Source organism: Bradyrhizobium sp. R2.2-H, assembly GCF_004346455.1.
In the GTDB taxonomy this organism is placed as follows: Bacteria; Pseudomonadota; Alphaproteobacteria; order Rhizobiales; family Xanthobacteraceae; genus Bradyrhizobium; species Bradyrhizobium diversitatis.
Genome location: NZ_SMBR01000002.1, coordinates 635,647 through 650,852, shown reverse-complemented (window position 1 = coordinate 650,852; position 15,206 = coordinate 635,647). Strand labels below are relative to the sequence as shown.

Here is a 15,206-nt window from a genome sequence, read left to right as displayed (position 1 = left end):
CCCTTCTGAGCGCCCGCGGTTTTTCCGCCCGCAATGGCGGCGGAATAATCTCCCGCTTCGCTCAGAAGGCAAGACCCTCCTCCGGTGACGTGCCGTCGCACATCGCGATTATTTATTTGGGTTGATGAGGAATTTTTCGCCGGTGGCGCGTTTGGCGTACACCGCGATGTTGGCGGGATCGAGCGCCTCGGCGAGCGACACCACCCTGGTGTAGTGGCTGGCGAAGGTGGTCTTCAGCTCGGATGCCACGCGCTGGCGCAGGCGGCCGATCTCGGCCGGGCCGATCTTCTGGAGGAACGGCGTCAGCAGCCAGCCGCCGACGCCCCAGCTCAGGCCGAACGAGCGGTTCAGCTCCGTCGGACGCGTGTCGAGGCTGCCATAGATGTAGACCTGCTTGTACACGTTGGAGCCGTAGCGGCTGTACTCCTTCGCGGTCTTGTTGGCCGCGATTTCCATGGCTGTCAGGATCTGGCTCGCCAGCTTGCCGCCGCCGATCGCGTCGAAGGCGATGGTGGCGCCGGTTTCGACCAGCGCGTTGGTGAGGTCGTCCATGAAATCAGGCGCGCTGGAATCGACGACGTATTTGGCGCCGATCTTGTGCAGGATGTCGGCCTGCTCCTTGCTGCGGACGATGTTGACGAGGCCGATGCCGTCCTTGATGCAGATCTTGTTGAGCATCTGGCCGAGATTGGAGGCGGCGGCCGTGTGCACGAGCGCCTTGTGGTTCTCCCGCCGCATCGTCTCGGTCATGCCGAGCGCCGTCAGCGGATTGACGAACCAGGAGGCGCCGTCCGCGACCGTGGTGTCCGCCGGCAGCTCCATGACGTCGCGGACCTTGAGCACGCGGTACTGCGTGTACATCGCGCCGCCGATCATCGACACCGTCTTGCCCATCAGCGCCTTCGCCGCGTCCGACGATCCGGTCCTGATCACCGTGCCGGCGCCCTCGTTGCCGACCGGCAACGACTGATCGAACCTTGCCGTCATCATCCGCATCGCAGCTTCCGGCATCGTCGCCGTGATGACCGGCATCTCCTTGGTACCGGAAGCCTTGGCGGCCGACATGTCGGCCGGCCCGATCAGGAGCCCGAGGTCGGAGGGGTTGATCGGCGAGGCTTCGACGCGGACCACGACCTCATCGTCGGCCGGTTCGGGCGTCGGGATATTGACGAGAGACAATTCCAGCTCGCCGCTCTTCTTCAGCAGCGAACGCAGTTGCAGGCCGGTCTTGCCCTCGCTCATGTCGATCCTCCCCTGTCCGTCTTTTCGCGGGTCCCGGCGCCAGCTTATGCCAGCGCCTTCAGTGCCGCCTTGCCGCCATAGAGCGCCTGCTTGCCGAGCTGCTGCTCGATACGCAGGAGCTGGTTGTATTTGGCGGTGCGATCGGAACGTGCAAGGGAGCCGGTCTTGATTTGACCGCAATTGGTGGCGACCGCGAGGTCGGCGATGGTGGAATCCTCGGTCTCGCCGGAGCGGTGCGACATGACAGAGGTGTAGCCGGCCTTGTGCGCCATCTCGACGGCGGCAAGGGTCTCGGTCAGCGTGCCGATCTGGTTGACCTTGATCAGGATGGAGTTGGCGCGGCCGGTCTTGATACCGTCGGCGAGGCGCTTGACGTTGGTGACGAAGAGGTCGTCGCCGACCAACTGGCACCTCTTGCCGATCAGGTCGGTGAGCTCCTTCCAGCCGTCCATGTCGTCTTCCGACATGCCGTCCTCGATGGTCACGATGGGATAGCGCGAGACGAGGTCCGCAAGGTACTTGGCCTGCTCGGAGATCGAGCGGGTCTTGCCCTCGCCTTCATAGACGTATTTGCCGTCCTTGAAGAACTCGGTCGAGGCGCAGTCGAGCCCGAGCACGATGTCGGTGCCCGCCTTGAAGCCGGCCTTGCCGATCGCGTTCATGACGAAGTCGAGCGCGGCGTCGGCCGACGGCAGGTTCGGCGCGAAGCCGCCCTCGTCGCCGACATTGGTGTTGTGGCCGGCCTTCTTGAGCTCCGACTTCAGTGTGTGGAACACCTCGGCGCCGTAGCGCAGGCCCTCGGCAAAGCTCGACGCGCCGACGGGGAGGATCATGAACTCCTGGAAGTCGATCGGGTTGTCGGCGTGCACGCCGCCATTGATGATGTTCATCATCGGCACCGGCAGCAGGCGCGCGGAGGTGCCGCCGACGTAACGGTAGAGCGGCATGTCGAGCGAGTTCGCGGCGGCCTTGGCGCAGGCCAGCGAGACGCCGAGAATGGCGTTGGCGCCCAGCCGGCTCTTGTTCGGCGTGCCGTCGAGGTCGATCATGATCTGGTCGATCTGGGCCTGCTGCTCGACATCGAGGCCGCTCAGGGCCTCGAAGATCTCGCCGTTGACGGCGCCGACCGCCTTGGTCACGCCCTTGCCGAGATAGCGGGCCTTGTCGCCGTCGCGCAGTTCCACGGCCTCGTGGGCGCCGGTGGAGGCGCCCGACGGCACCGCGGCGCGGCCGAGCGCGCCGTCCTCCAGCACGACATCGACCTCGACGGTGGGATTGCCCCGGCTATCGAGGATTTCGCGGCCGATGATGTCGATGATGGCGGTCATGATGTCCACTTCCGTTCGTTAGAGCTGATCGGTGCCGCGGGTCTTACACGGGCCGCAAGCAAATGTGAACGCTTGGAAGAGCCGCTTCGACTGACGCATGAAGCGCCTCGGATTATGTTCGACCGTATCTGGTCCGCGTGCCCAACCTCAATCTGAAACAGTCGGGGTAACGCCATGAATCGCCGCCAGTTTCTTGCTTCGAGCGCCGCGCTGCTCATCGCCCGCCCAGGGTTTGCGCAGGAAGCCCCGTTCCGGACAAAATACTATCCCATCAGCCCGGGCATCGGCCTGCATGATCTCACGCCCGCACCTGATGGCGCGGTTTGGTTCACGGCGCAGGGTAAGGGCCTGCTCGGCAGGCTCGATCCCCGGGATGGCAGTTTCAGGACGGTCAGCCTCGGCCAGGGCGCAGCGCCGCATGGCGTGACCATCGGCCCCGATGGAGCGCCCTGGATCACCGAAGGCGGCCAGAACGCGATCGCGCGGGTCGACCCCGCCGATCTCAAGGTCACGCTGTTCCGCCTGCCGGAAAAGTTCGCCTACGCCAATCTCAACACCGGCGTGTTCGACAAGGAAGGCACCTACTGGTTCACCGGCCAGTCCGGCTATTACGGCCGGCTCGCGCCGAAGACCGGCGAGATGAATATGTTCAAGGCGCCGAAGGGCGTCGGTCCCTACGGCATCACGGTCACGCCCAAAGGCGAGGTCTGGTACGCCTCACTCGCCGGCAGCCACATCGCGAGGATCGACCTCGCAAGCGGCAATGCGACCGTGGTCGAGCCGCCGACGCCGAACCAGGGTTCGCGGCGCGTCTGGTCGGATTCGAAAGGGCGGATCTGGGTCAGCGAGTGGAACAGCGGCCACGTCTCGGTGCACGATCCCGCCAATGGCTCCTGGAAGACGTGGAAGCTGCCGGGCGAACGCCCCCGCGCCTACGCCGTCTACGTCGACGACAAGGACAAGGTCTGGCTCACGGACTTTTCGGCCAACGCCATCGTGCGTTTCGATCCCGCCACTGAGAAGTTCAACGTCCTCGCCAGCGACAAGGCCAACGCCAATGTGCGCCAGCTCGACGGCCGTCCGGGCGAGCTGTGGGGCTGCGAGTCCGGCAACGACCGGATCGTCATGATCCAGACGATCGCGGGCGGTTGACGGCAGCGGCATTTGCGTCCATCCCGGCACCCGAAACAGGATGTGACGACGATGGCGAAGAAATCCCTCCAGCTCGGCCGGGCGGTCGAGTGGCCGCACGCGCCGGAAGAAGCCCAGCTCGACCGCGTGCCCAATCCGCAAAAGGGCACCGACTATCTGGTGCGCTTCACCGTGCCGGAGTTCACCTCGCTCTGCCCGGTCACGGGCCAGCCTGACTTCGCCCATCTGATGATCGACTACGCGCCGGGCGCGTGGCTGCTGGAGTCCAAATCGCTCAAGCTCTACATCGCGAGCTTCCGCAATCACGGCGCCTTCCACGAGGACTGCACCGTGATGATCGGCAAGCGTATCGCCAGCGAGATCAAGCCGAAATGGCTGCGCATCGGAGGCTACTGGTATCCGCGCGGCGGCATCCCGATCGACGTGTTCTGGCAGACCGGCCGCGTACCGAAGGGCCTGTGGGTGCCCGAGCAAGGCGTCGCGCCATATCGCGGGCGCGGGTAGTCTCTCTGAGGCGCCTCGTGTCGAAACAAAGGCGGCCCTTGGGCCGACCGGCGACCTATCTCACTCATGATTCGTCTGGTCGCGGTCACGCGATGCATGTATGGAGGCAAAGCCTGCGACCTCACCCGTTGGCTCCTCGCATGTCCGCCTCAATGCTTGGAGGTGCGCGTTCGTTGAAGCGCGACCGATAGGCCTGAAGATTCTCCATCACACGTTGCACATAGATGCGCGTCTCAGTGAAAGGGATACGTTCGACCCAGTCGACTACATCGACGGTCGGATCGCGAGGATCGCCGTAGCGCGCGATCCATTGCTTGACGCGCCCGCGCCCGGCATTGTAGCCGACGAGGGCAAGGACGTGGTTCCCATCATATGTCCTGAGAAGATCAGCGAGTTCGGCCGATCCGAGTTGCACGTTGTAGGCTGCATCGGTTCGCAGCCTTCCGGGATCGAATGCGATACCCAGCCGGCGGGCGATCGTGCGGCCTGCCGCGGGCGTCACCTGCATCAGTCCCGAAGCCTTTGCCGCAGATTGTGCGCGCCTGTCGAAAGCGCTTTCCGCCCGCGCCACTGCGTAGACGAGACTTGCAGCCGCGTTCGGGCCGACGGGGACATAGTTGGGCAGGCCGAAATTGGGAAACGCATACCGCTCGAGCGCAAGGCCACGCGCCAGTGCGCTCTTGCCGACTGCAAGCGTGGCGCGTGCATCCCGCCTCCTGGCGACGGTTTCGGCCAAGAACGCCAGCAGGCCAATATCGGCGGAACGGCCGACGTCGGCGACGAACGGGATCACCAGATCGTTGTTGCCTGTCGCGTAGAGTAGTTCGACTGCGCGAACGAGATCGTTTTGAGACAATTTTGCGCGCTCTCTCGGACCAAGGCCTGGCGGTCGAGGCAACGAAATTGCGCGGCGACCCAACCGGGCGCCGGCCAATTGGCCGTAATAGGCGGCGGTGCGTCTCGACGCGGCGGCATAGTAGCCCTGCGCCTTCTCGCTATGCCCGCTCGCCTCTGCAGCACGTCCGAGCCAGTACGCCGCACGCGCGAGCGAGGTCGGATGGGTCGTCATCCCCGAGATGCGGGCGAAGTGCTGCGCGGCCACGTCGGGGTCGTTCAGAAATCGTAGCGCGATCCAACCCGCCGTGAACGATTGATCGACGCGGAGGCTCTCCCTGGAAGGGGAAGCGGCATCGCGAGCAATTCGGTAGGCAATCTGCGCCTTGCCGTCGTCGAGCAGTCGGCGCACCAGGATGCGGCGCTCGACCCACCAAGTATCCGCATGATCGGCAACGGATATGCGACGGTCGGCCGAAAGCAGCAGTTGTGCAGCCTCTGCAATGCGGTCGTTGCGACGAAGCCACTGGACGCGGGTGAAAAGCAAGGCAGGATCAGCACCTGCAATCGCCGATGCCGCATCGAGTAAGGCACCGCTGGTCTTGGCGTTTCGGATTAGGGCTGCCCTCGCCTTCACAATTGTGCGGTCGGCGGAGGTGAGGCGGTTCGCCGCACGCACGGCTCCGGTGATGTCGTCCGCGTAAAGACGCGAGTCCATCCGGGCCCTGTGATCGACGGCGGTGAGGAGGTGCCCGAACCGCGTTAGTATCTGCGTCTCATACTGAGCGGAGAAACTGCCTTTATGCCAGGCAGCCCGGACGTATTTTCGGGCTTCGGCTTGATTACCGCGCTCCGACAAGGCTCGTGCAAGCGCAAGTTGGCCCAACGGCCCCAACGGTTTCCGCTGAGAGAAGAACGTCAGGACGGTTCGGGGCTCGCGCCGCTCGAACCAGAGCCGGGCCTCCGCACGTCTTCGAAAAAGATCGAGGCTCGGCCACGACGGATTGGCGCGCATGAATGAGGCGTAACGCTCAAAATCGATGGCATCGTAATTGGAACGCAGGATGACCCACTCCGCAAGCTTTCGGCTTGCCCGATCGCTAATTCGCTCGCTGCGTTCGATCGCCATCGCCACCCTCCCGTGACGGGCAAGACGAATTGTCTCTTTCAAGCTGTCGAGACCTGTAGCAGACGGCGCATCCGCCGTCGGATGAGCGGGACGAGACCTCGGCCTAGGATGCTGCGAAGTCGGCGCAACGGTCCGGGAACGCGTCGCCGCTTTCGTCGATGAGAGAAGCCGGCTGATTGCATCGGGAGCCTCGGCATGCGCCTTCGGAACGCCAATAGCGGCCGAGCCGGCAACCAGCAGCGCCACGCTCGCAAGGAACGAGATTCGGATGAAGCCAACGCAATGCATCTGATGCATGAAGCTCTGCTTGAATTGTGAGGAGCCGGGAGAGATCGAACTCAATATCGAACGGCGGCAAAAGCTTGGCGAGCCTGCAAGGATGGTTAACTACAGCACGCGAAGTGCCCGATGCCTTTCGATCCCATGGTGTCCTTTGTTCTCTACCGTACAGAACTCGATCACAATTGGCTCGCGCCCGGTGTATCCAATGTTTCGCGCAAGCGGGTGCTCGGGAGTCATCTCTACCATCGGAATCCTTGCGGCATTATCGGTAGAAGGACCGGCACGTGAACGCGTCGAGACGATCAAGAATTTCCAAATGGAGGATGTGCGATCAGCGGCTGCTGCGAAGCTTGATCAGGGCCGAAGCACTTCTCGTATCGATCTTGCTTGGAGGCTTGCTCGGCTCGGCGTCCGGCTCCGAGCTTGGCGACCGGAGCGGCCTTCCGATACCCCGCTTCGTCTCAGTCAAGAGCAAGCCGGCCAACGTCCGTGCGGGACCCGGCGTCGACTATCCCCTGCGATGGACGTTTGTTCGCCGGAATCTGCCCGTGGAGATACTCGCGGAGTTCGGCAATTGGCGACGCATCCGCGACGCCGATGGCGAAGAAGGCTGGATTTTAGCCGCATTGCTGTCCAGTCGGAGGACCGCGTTGGTTGCTCCCTGGTCAGCAGCCAAGCCGGTGCGGCTTCGGAAGCATTCCAGATCGAACGCCGCGGTCAACGCCGTCGTCGAGCCGCGTGTTCTCGTCAGGGTGGATACGTGCGCTGGTAGGTGGTGCTACGTTCGAGCAGAGACTTTCTCGGGTTACGTTCTGCAATCCAGACTGTGGGGCGTATATCCCGGTGAAGTGTTTTGAAGAGCGGGAAAGATCATGCGGCAGATCCGCGCGGCGCAACTCCGCACGAGCACACCGTTCATCTCACATTCACTCGCGAACGTAACACTGGCGACGGGGGCGCTTGCAAGGATACTTCATGAAGAAACTCTCTCGTTGTCTCGCTGTGGCCGTTCTGCTCACTGTCGGAGCCTTTTCCGCTCCCGCCAACGCCGCTCCGGCGAATCCGATCGCTCCGGCCGCAGCCTCCGACCTGATGCAGGTCCAGCATCGCCATCACTCTCACCATCGCCATTGGTATCATCCTCGGAAAGTTTGCAAGCTTCGCACCGTTGTGAAACGTGGCTATCACGGCCGACGAGTCGTGACGCGGGTGCGCGTCTGTCGGTAGTTGCGCGATCTCAGTGGGCTGCTGCGCGAACAGCGGCCCACTCGTACGGCGGACAGTTCAGGAGAGCGGAAGCGCGCGTATGCGTTTGATCTTCCGTCGGTGCGAAAACGTACCAACAAACGCAGATGGCGTTCGCGTCAATTGGTCACGTCCGTGAACGATGAACGCGCGCTATTTGAAGCATCACGAGGATAACGAGGATAACTCTTGGGATCTCTCTCCGCTATCGCGCATCCGCCGGCGCGCGCTGCTTGAGCAGCTGCGCGCAGACGAGGCCCAGCACCACCATGATCGCGGCGCTCACTAGCAGCGTCGGCATCTTGCCGGCGTGCTGGAGCCCGAAGCCATAGGCGAGCGGCCCCACGGTCTGCCCCATGAAGAAGAAGAACGAATGCAGCGACAGCGCGGTGGCACGCGCCTCGACCGAAAGCTCGCTGGCAAAGACCTGGAGACAGCCATGGGCGATGTAGAAGCCCCATCCCATGACGACGAGGTTCAGCGCCTGAACCTCCCAGCGCGGGCCGAAGGCCACGGCGACGAGCTGCGAGGCCACCAGCGTCATGCCCGCGATCATCATGCCCTTCACGCCCAGCCAAGGCAGGAGGCGCGACACCGTCAGCGTGTAGAACAGGCCGCCGACCGCAAAGCCGGCGATGACGATGCCGGCGATCGACAGCGAGGTCTGGCCGAGCTCGAACAGGAACGAGGCGATGTAGGGAAACAGCCCGAGCACGCAGCAGCCTTCGATGAACACCGCCGAGTAGCAGACATAGGCGTTCGGGTTGGTGAAGATGGTGCGATAGCCGGCCTTCAGCGCCGACAGGCTCGTCTTCGGCGGATGCTTGACCCTGGCGCCACGGAAGCCGGCCGCAACGGCGATCGAGGCGACGATCACGAGCGCGCCGAGCACCGCCAGCACGCCACGCCAGCCGAGGAAATCGCCGATCAGGCCGGAAGCCGAGGCGCCGAGCAGATTGCCGGTCATGGCGCCGGCGAGCGTGCGGCTGATCGCGACCTGGCGTTTGTCGGGCCCGACGAGATCGCTGGTGAGGCTCAGCGCCACCGGAAACACGCCGCCGGAGCCGATGCCGGCGAGGATGCGGGTCGCGAACAAAACCGAGAACGAGGACGAGAGCGCGCCGAGGATGTTGGCAAGGCCGAGCAGCGCGAGGCAGCCGATCATCAGCCGCGTCTTGCCGAACAGATCGGCGGCGGCGCCGATGATCGGCTGGATGATCGAGAAGGTAAAAGCGAACACCGCGGCAAAGCCCGCGGCGGTGGCGATGCTGACGCCAAAATCCTCGGCGACGTGCGGCAGCACCGGATCGAGCGCGCGCGCCGAGAGCGCAGCGGCGAAGCTCGCGCCTGATATGACGTAGAGCGCTGTCGGCAAGCCGTGATCGTGCGGCCGCGCCTCGCCTTCCTGCATCAGCGCGGTTTCTTTGCGAGCGCGTCGAATGCCATCAGCCTGGCGATCAGCGCCTCGAATTCGCGTAGCGGCACCATGTTCGGTCCGTCCGAGGGCGCGCGGTCGGGATCAGGATGTGTCTCGATGAACACGCCGGCAACACCGACCGCAACGGCCGCGCGTGCGAGCACCGGCACGAATTCGCGTTCGCCGCCCGAGGAGGTCCCCTTCCCGCCGGGCTGCTGCACGGAATGGGTGGCGTCGAAGATCACGGGCGCGCCGGTGGTACGCGCCAGGATCGGCAGCGCGCGCATGTCGGAGACCAGCGTGTTGTAGCCGAAGGAGACGCCGCGCTCGGTGACGAGCACGTTGGGATTGTCGGCGCCGGTGATCTTGCTCACGACATTGGCCATGTCCCAGGGTGCCAGGAACTGGCCCTTCTTGACGTTGACGACCTTGCCGGTTGCGGCCGCAGCGAGAAGGAGATCGGTCTGGCGGCACAGGAAGGCGGGGATCTGCAAGATGTCCACGGCCTGCGCCACCTCGGCGCATTGCGTGGCCTCGTGCACGTCGGTCAGCACCGGCAGGCCGAGCGCGGATCGGATCTCCGCGAAGATCGGCAGCGACTGGGCGAGGCCCAGCCCGCGCGCCGCCGATGCACTGGTGCGGTTGGCCTTGTCGAAGGAGGTCTTGTAGACGAGGCCGATGTTCAGCCGCGCGGCGATCTCCTTCAGCGCGGAGGCGACCTCCAGCGCATGCTGGCGGCTCTCGAGCTGGCACGGTCCGGCAATGACCGAGATCGGCAGATCATTGCCGAACTTGACCGTGCCAATGGTGACGACCGGCGCCGCTGACTTCGAAGAGCTCAAGACAAATCCCTCGTTTCGGCGCGACCATAGCCCCCACGAAGGTCGGATCAACCCTATTCGGTCCGGGCGGCCCGAATATCAGGGTTGCGCCGGGGCCGCCGGCGCCGCCCTTGCATCGGCAGGTTCCTACTTCACGGCCGAGAAGGCAGTCGGCGTCAGGAGCTGGCTGACGATATTGCCGACGATCTGGCCGTCGGCTTCACTCTCGGCGCGCGCTTTCATCCAGTCCGGATCGGTCATGAACTTGCCCCACTTCGTCTCGCGCTCGGCAAGCGACTCCCAGGCCAGGAAATAGGTCAGCTCCTGGTTCGATTCGCCGATCAGCGTCGTGAAGAACCCGGCCTGCTTGATGCCGTGCTTCTCCCAAAGCTTCAGCGTGACGGTCTCGAACCGCCTCAAGAGCGCCGGCAGGCGGCCGGGCACGCAGCGATAGACGCGCATTTCGTAGATCATTCATGTTCCTCCCTGAACAGGTCCGGCGGTTATAGCGGCTGGCCCCGACGGTGTCTTGAGCCCGGCCCGGCCGCCCCTGTGGCGTTCTGCGCATGGCTTGAGCTTCCGGCGCTGCATCAGACTCCCGCAATGCTGCCGCAATGATCGGGCCGCTAGAAAGGCTCAGTTGCGGTTCGGGTGCCTGCTACATGCGGATTTTGCTCGTCGAGGATGAAGCGGAGATGGCCGGCGCGCTGGCCTCGGCGCTGAAGCGCTACGACATGGTGGTGGACCATGCCCCGACGCTCGCCGAGGCGGAGGAGGCCATTTCCGCCGACGTCCATGCCGCCGTCCTGCTCGACCGCCAGCTTCCCGACGGCGATGGCCTTGCCCTGATCCCAAAGCTCCGCGCGCGCGCCGACGGCGTACCGATCATCGTCCTGACTGCGCGCGGGGAGCTCGCCGACCGCATCGCCGGGCTCGACGGCGGCGCCGACGACTATCTGGCAAAACCGTTTGCAGTCGAGGAACTGCTGGCGCGGCTGCGCGCAGTGCTGCGGCGGCCCGCCGGCCTCTCCCCCGAAATCATCCGCGCGGGCCGCCTCGCCTTCGATGTCGGCCATCGCGAGGCCAGCATCGACGGCCAGCCGTTCGAGCTGCCGCGCCGCGAGCTCCTGGTGCTGGAAGCCTTGGTTCGTCGCATGGGCCGAACCGTGCTGCGCTCGGCGCTGGAAGAGGCGGTCTACAATTTCGACGACGAGATCCAGTCGAACGCGCTCGACACGCACGTCTCGAGGCTGCGGCGAAAGCTCGCGGAAGCCGATGCGGGTATCGAGATCCACGGCATTCGCGGCGTCGGCTATCTGCTCAAGAAGTTGCCATGAGCGAACACGACGATCCCTATTGCTTGCGCTCGCGGCTGAGCTGGCGCCTGCTCTCGCTTCAGGCCGCGATCCTGGTCGCGCTGGTTGCAATCGTCCTCGCCGGCCTTTGCGCCTCCGGCTTCGTGCTGGCCGAGAGGGACGAGGACCGCGTCATCGATGTCGTCCAGCGCGCGCTCACGCGCGACGCGCAAGGCGGATTGGCTTTGCGGCCGACGGCCGAGCTGAAACAGTTGCGGAGTGAGACGCCAGACCTCTGGTTCCTGGTGCGCGACCGGCTGGGGCGTTCGCTCAGCGAAGGCTCCGTGCCGGCCGAATTCGCTACGATCGGCGGTGGTCTCGACCAAATCAGCCAGGCGCGGCTCGGCTGGCAGCTGCTCGAGGACGATCCGCGCAAGCCGGCGGCGCGGCTGAAGCGGGTCGACGCCGACGCCGGCAATGTGCAGATCATCACCGCAACGCAAGGACGTCTCACCGGCGCCAAGGCGCTGTTCACGACCTCACTCGCGTTCCTCGGCATTGCCCTGCCCGGCCTGCTGCTGATGGGAACGGCGACGTTCATCGCAACGCCGATGATCGTGCGGAGCACGTTCAGGGGGCTCGATTCTGCAGCGGACGAGGCACGGCGCATCGATATTCATCAGCGCGGCGCGCGGCTTCCGGTGGAGCGGATCCCGCTGGAGGTGCTGCCGCTCGTGACCGCAATCAACGACGCGCTGGCGCGGCTCGACCAGGGCTATACCCGCCAGAGGCGGTTTGTCGCGGATGCGGCGCACGAGCTTCGCACACCGATCGCCATTCTGAACACGCGGCTGGAATCGCTTGCCCCAGGACCGGACAAGACCCGCCTGCTGGAAGATTCCGCACGGCTGGCGACGCTCGCCGACCAGCTGCTCGATATCCAGCGGCTCGACCGTTGCTGCCATCCCTTCACCAGCGTCAATCTCGCCGCCGTTGCGCAAAGCGTCGCCGCCGACCTCGCGCCGCTGACGATTGCCGCCGGCTACGAGCTGGCGCTTGATGCGCCGGCGACACCGGTCGAGACGACAGGCGATGCGGCAGCCCTGGAGCGCGCATTGACCAATCTCGTGCAGAATGCGATCCAGCACGGCCCACGCCGCGGCGCGATCGGGATTCGCGTCAGCAGGCCCGCGACTATCGAGGTCACGGATGAAGGCCGCGGAATTCCTGCCGATCAGCGCGAACAGATCTTCGAGCCGTTCTATCGGCTGACGCCGCTCGATCGCGGCGCCGGCCTCGGCCTCAACATGGTGCGCGAGATCGTGCAACTGCATGGCGGCCAGGTCTCCGTAGCGGACGGGCCGGAGGGCGGAGCCTGTTTTCGGATGACGCTGCCGCCGGTCCGACTAAGTTGATTCAATCCGCGTTCGCCGCTGAAGCGCAATGCAGTCGCAATGCACCTCCGCAACATTGCATCCGTCTCACCTCTGATCTTTCGAGGTGCAAACCAAGATGCCGGAGTGCGCATGCCCAACGATTTCCTTTCCTTCTTCCTGTCCTGGATGTCGTCCCCGCGTCGGATCGGCGCAGTCGCGCCGTCGGGTGCGGCGCTCGCCGATCTCATCACGCGCGAGATCAGCGCATCGACTGGGCCGATTCTCGAGCTCGGGCCCGGCACCGGCGCATTCACCTACAAGCTGCTCAAACGCGGCGTCCGGCCGCAGGATCTCACGCTGATCGAATACGGCTCCGACTTCATGAAGCTCCTGCAAGTGCGCTTTCCCGGGGCGCGCGTGCTGTGGATGGACGCAGGCCGGCTTACGACCGAGCCCCTCTATGACGGCGCCCCCGTCGGCGCGGTCGTGAGCGGCCTGCCGCTGCTCAACATGTCGCGGCGCAAGATCATCTCGATCCTCAGCGGCGCGTTCAGTTATGTCCGTCCCGGTGGCGCCTTCTACCAGTTCACCTATGGCATGAGCTGCCCGGTGCCGCGGCCCCTGCTCGACCGGCTGGGCCTGCGCGCAAAGCTCGTTGATCGCGCCTTGCTGAACGTGCCGCCTGCCGCCGTCTACAGGCTGACGCGGCGGCCACAGATGAAGTTGATAACGGGATCGCTTGCGCCTCAACCATCAGCGCGGGTCGCGCCGGCGCCGATGCATCACGCGCGCGACCACTCCGCCGCGCGCTGAGCGGTTAGACCAGCCGCGACTGCACCATCGCCGCCTGAATGAACGAGGCGAACAGCGGATGCGGCTCGAACGGCCGCGACTTCAGCTCGGGGTGAAACTGGACGCCGATGAACCAGGGGTGATCCTCGTACTCGACGATCTCAGGCAGCACGCCGTCGGGCGAGAGCCCCGAGAATTTCAAGCCGTGCTGCTCGAGGCGATCCTTGTAGGCGGTGTTGACCTCGTAGCGATGGCGGTGGCGCTCGGAGATCTCGGTGGCGCCGCCATAAACCTCAGAGACGCGGCTGCCGCGGTTGAGCGCGGCGGGATAGGCGCCAAGGCGCATCGTGCCGCCGAGGTCGCCGGCCTGCGAGCGCTTCTCGAGCTCGTTGCCGCGCAGCCATTCCGTCATCAAGCCGACCAGCGGCTCCTTGGTCGGGCCGAACTCGGTGGAGTTGGCGTCCTCGATACCGACCAGGTTTCGCGCCGCCTCGATCACCGCCATCTGCATGCCGAAGCAGATGCCGAAATAGGGAACGTCGCGCTCGCGTGCGAACTGCGCCGCCTTGATCTTTCCTTCCGCGCCACGCTGGCCGAAACCGCCGGGCACCAGGATGCCGTTGACGTGCTCGAGGAACGGCGCCGGATCTTCCTTTTCGAAGATCTCGCTCTCGATCCAGTCGAGATTGACCTTCACCTTGTTGGCGATGCCGCCATGCGAGAGCGCCTCGATCAGCGACTTATACGCATCCTTCATGCCGGTGTACTTGCCGACGATGGCGATGGTGACGTTGCCTTCGGGGTTGCGGATGCGCTCGTTGATCTCCTGCCAGCTGCGCAGCTCCGGCGGAATGCGCGAGGCGATGCCGAAGGCGGCGAGCACTTCGTCGTCGAGGCCCGCGTTGTGATAGGCCTCGGGCACGGCGTAGATGTTGTCGACGTCGCGCGCCTCGATCACGGCGCTTTCGCGCACGTTGCAGAACAGCCCGAGCTTGCGCCGCTCCTCCTTCGGGATCTCGCGGTCGGTGCGGCAGAGCAGGATGTCCGGCTGGATGCCGATCGAGCGCAGCTCCTTCACCGAGTGCTGCGTCGGCTTGGTCTTGAGCTCGCCGGCGCTCGGGATATAGGGCAGCAGCGTGAGGTGGATATAGACCGCGTGATCGCGCGGCAGCTCGTTCTTGAGCTGGCGGATCGCCTCGAAGAACGGGAGCCCCTCGATGTCGCCGACGGTGCCGCCGATCTCGACCAGCACGAAGTCGTAATCGTCATTGCCGTCGAGGACGAATTCCTTGATGGCGTTGGTGACGTGCGGAACCACCTGGATGGTCGCGCCGAGATAGTCGCCGCGACGCTCCTTGGAGATGATGTCCTGGTAGATGCGCCCCGTCGTGATGTTGTCGGCCTTGGTCGCCGGCCGGCCGGTGAAGCGCTCGTAGTGACCGAGATCGAGATCGGTCTCCGCGCCGTCATCGGTCACGAACACTTCGCCGTGCTGGTACGGCGACATCGTTCCGGGATCGAGGTTGAGATAGGGGTCGAGCTTGCGGAGGCGGACCTTGTAGCCCCGGGCCTGCAGCAGGGCACCGAGTGCCGCTGAAGCCAAACCCTTGCCGAGCGAAGAAACCACGCCGCCGGTGATGAATATGTACCGCGCCATGGGACTTAACCTCTAATCCCCTAAATTCGATTCGCCAAAGCGATTCGTATTCCGCCCCAAAAGATTTCGCGGGCCTGTGGGTGAGCCAGAACTAAGAGTGGTGACAGTGCCTTGATGGGGATTGTTGATGCA

At 64.7% G+C, this 15,206-nt stretch carries 13 protein-coding genes; 6 read left to right on the top strand and 7 right to left on the bottom strand.

Translation table 11 applies throughout. The annotated features are described in order from the left end of the window. Positions 1-108 precede the first annotated feature (108 nt). On the bottom strand, positions 109-1,242 hold the full coding sequence (locus tag EDE08_RS07160; RefSeq protein WP_131868238.1) for a zinc-binding dehydrogenase: 1,134 nt from the start codon (positions 1,240-1,242) through the stop codon (positions 109-111). 44 nt (positions 1,243-1,286) lie between these two features. Further along, the gene (gene eno, locus EDE08_RS07155) at positions 1,287-2,570 is read right to left on the bottom strand and encodes a phosphopyruvate hydratase (protein WP_131868237.1); all 1,284 of its coding nucleotides are present in this window, start codon (positions 2,568-2,570) and stop codon (positions 1,287-1,289) included. 174 nt (positions 2,571-2,744) lie between these two features. Between eno and EDE08_RS07150 the strand changes: the two genes are divergently transcribed. Together EDE08_RS07150 and queF are read left to right on the top strand one after the other, a co-directional pair. Continuing rightward, the gene (locus EDE08_RS07150) at positions 2,745-3,722 is read left to right on the top strand and encodes a Vgb family protein (protein ID WP_131868236.1); all 978 of its coding nucleotides are present in this window, start codon (positions 2,745-2,747) and stop codon (positions 3,720-3,722) included. Between the two features lie 51 nt (positions 3,723-3,773). Next, positions 3,774-4,226, top strand: a complete 453-nt coding sequence (queF, locus tag EDE08_RS07145; RefSeq protein ID WP_165935733.1) for a preQ(1) synthase — start codon at positions 3,774-3,776, stop codon at positions 4,224-4,226. 121 nt (positions 4,227-4,347) lie between these two features. Here queF and EDE08_RS07140 read toward each other — a convergent pair whose 3' ends face one another. Continuing rightward, positions 4,348-6,189, bottom strand: coding sequence for a lytic transglycosylase domain-containing protein (locus EDE08_RS07140; protein WP_245524717.1), 1,842 nt, complete (start codon positions 6,187-6,189; stop codon positions 4,348-4,350). 605 nt (positions 6,190-6,794) lie between these two features. Here EDE08_RS07140 and EDE08_RS07135 point away from each other — a divergent pair. After that, positions 6,795-7,328, top strand: a complete 534-nt coding sequence (locus EDE08_RS07135) for an SH3 domain-containing protein (protein ID WP_131868335.1) — start codon at positions 6,795-6,797, stop codon at positions 7,326-7,328. Between the two features lie 593 nt (positions 7,329-7,921). Here EDE08_RS07135 and EDE08_RS07125 read toward each other — a convergent pair. The 3 genes from EDE08_RS07125 to EDE08_RS07115 all read right to left on the bottom strand — a co-directional run bounded on the left by EDE08_RS07125 (position 7,922) and on the right by EDE08_RS07115 (position 10,428). After that, the gene (locus EDE08_RS07125; protein ID WP_131868233.1) at positions 7,922-9,127 is read right to left on the bottom strand and encodes an MFS transporter; all 1,206 of its coding nucleotides are present in this window, start codon (positions 9,125-9,127) and stop codon (positions 7,922-7,924) included. Then, positions 9,127-9,975: a 3-deoxy-8-phosphooctulonate synthase gene (gene kdsA, locus EDE08_RS07120; protein WP_131868232.1), complete on the bottom strand. Its 849-nt coding sequence runs from the start codon at positions 9,973-9,975 to the stop codon at positions 9,127-9,129. The genes EDE08_RS07125 and kdsA overlap by 1 nt, the downstream gene beginning before the upstream one ends. Before the next feature lie 126 nt (positions 9,976-10,101). Further along, on the bottom strand, positions 10,102-10,428 hold the full coding sequence (locus EDE08_RS07115) for an NIPSNAP family protein (protein WP_061881836.1): 327 nt from the start codon (positions 10,426-10,428) through the stop codon (positions 10,102-10,104). A 188-nt stretch (positions 10,429-10,616) separates the two neighbouring features. Here EDE08_RS07115 and EDE08_RS07110 point away from each other — a divergent pair, with 188 nt between their 5' ends. The 3 genes from EDE08_RS07110 (at position 10,617) to EDE08_RS07100 (ending at position 13,438) form a co-directional block, all read left to right on the top strand. Next, on the top strand, positions 10,617-11,291 hold the full coding sequence (locus EDE08_RS07110) for a response regulator (RefSeq protein ID WP_061881837.1): 675 nt from the start codon (positions 10,617-10,619) through the stop codon (positions 11,289-11,291). Beyond that, complete coding sequence (locus EDE08_RS07105) at positions 11,288-12,664, top strand: sensor histidine kinase (protein ID WP_131868231.1); 1,377 nt, start codon at positions 11,288-11,290, stop codon at positions 12,662-12,664. Before EDE08_RS07110 ends, EDE08_RS07105 begins: the two co-directional genes overlap by 4 nt. Positions 12,665-12,775: 111 nt before the next feature. Further along, the gene (locus EDE08_RS07100; protein WP_165935734.1) at positions 12,776-13,438 is read left to right on the top strand and encodes a class I SAM-dependent methyltransferase; all 663 of its coding nucleotides are present in this window, start codon (positions 12,776-12,778) and stop codon (positions 13,436-13,438) included. A gap of 4 nt (positions 13,439-13,442) precedes the next feature. Here the strand turns inward: EDE08_RS07100 and pyrG are convergent, their stop codons facing one another. Further along, entirely contained in the window at positions 13,443-15,074 is a 1,632-nt protein-coding gene (gene pyrG / locus EDE08_RS07095) for a CTP synthase (RefSeq protein WP_131868229.1), read from the bottom strand. Positions 15,075-15,206: the final 132 nt, after the last annotated feature.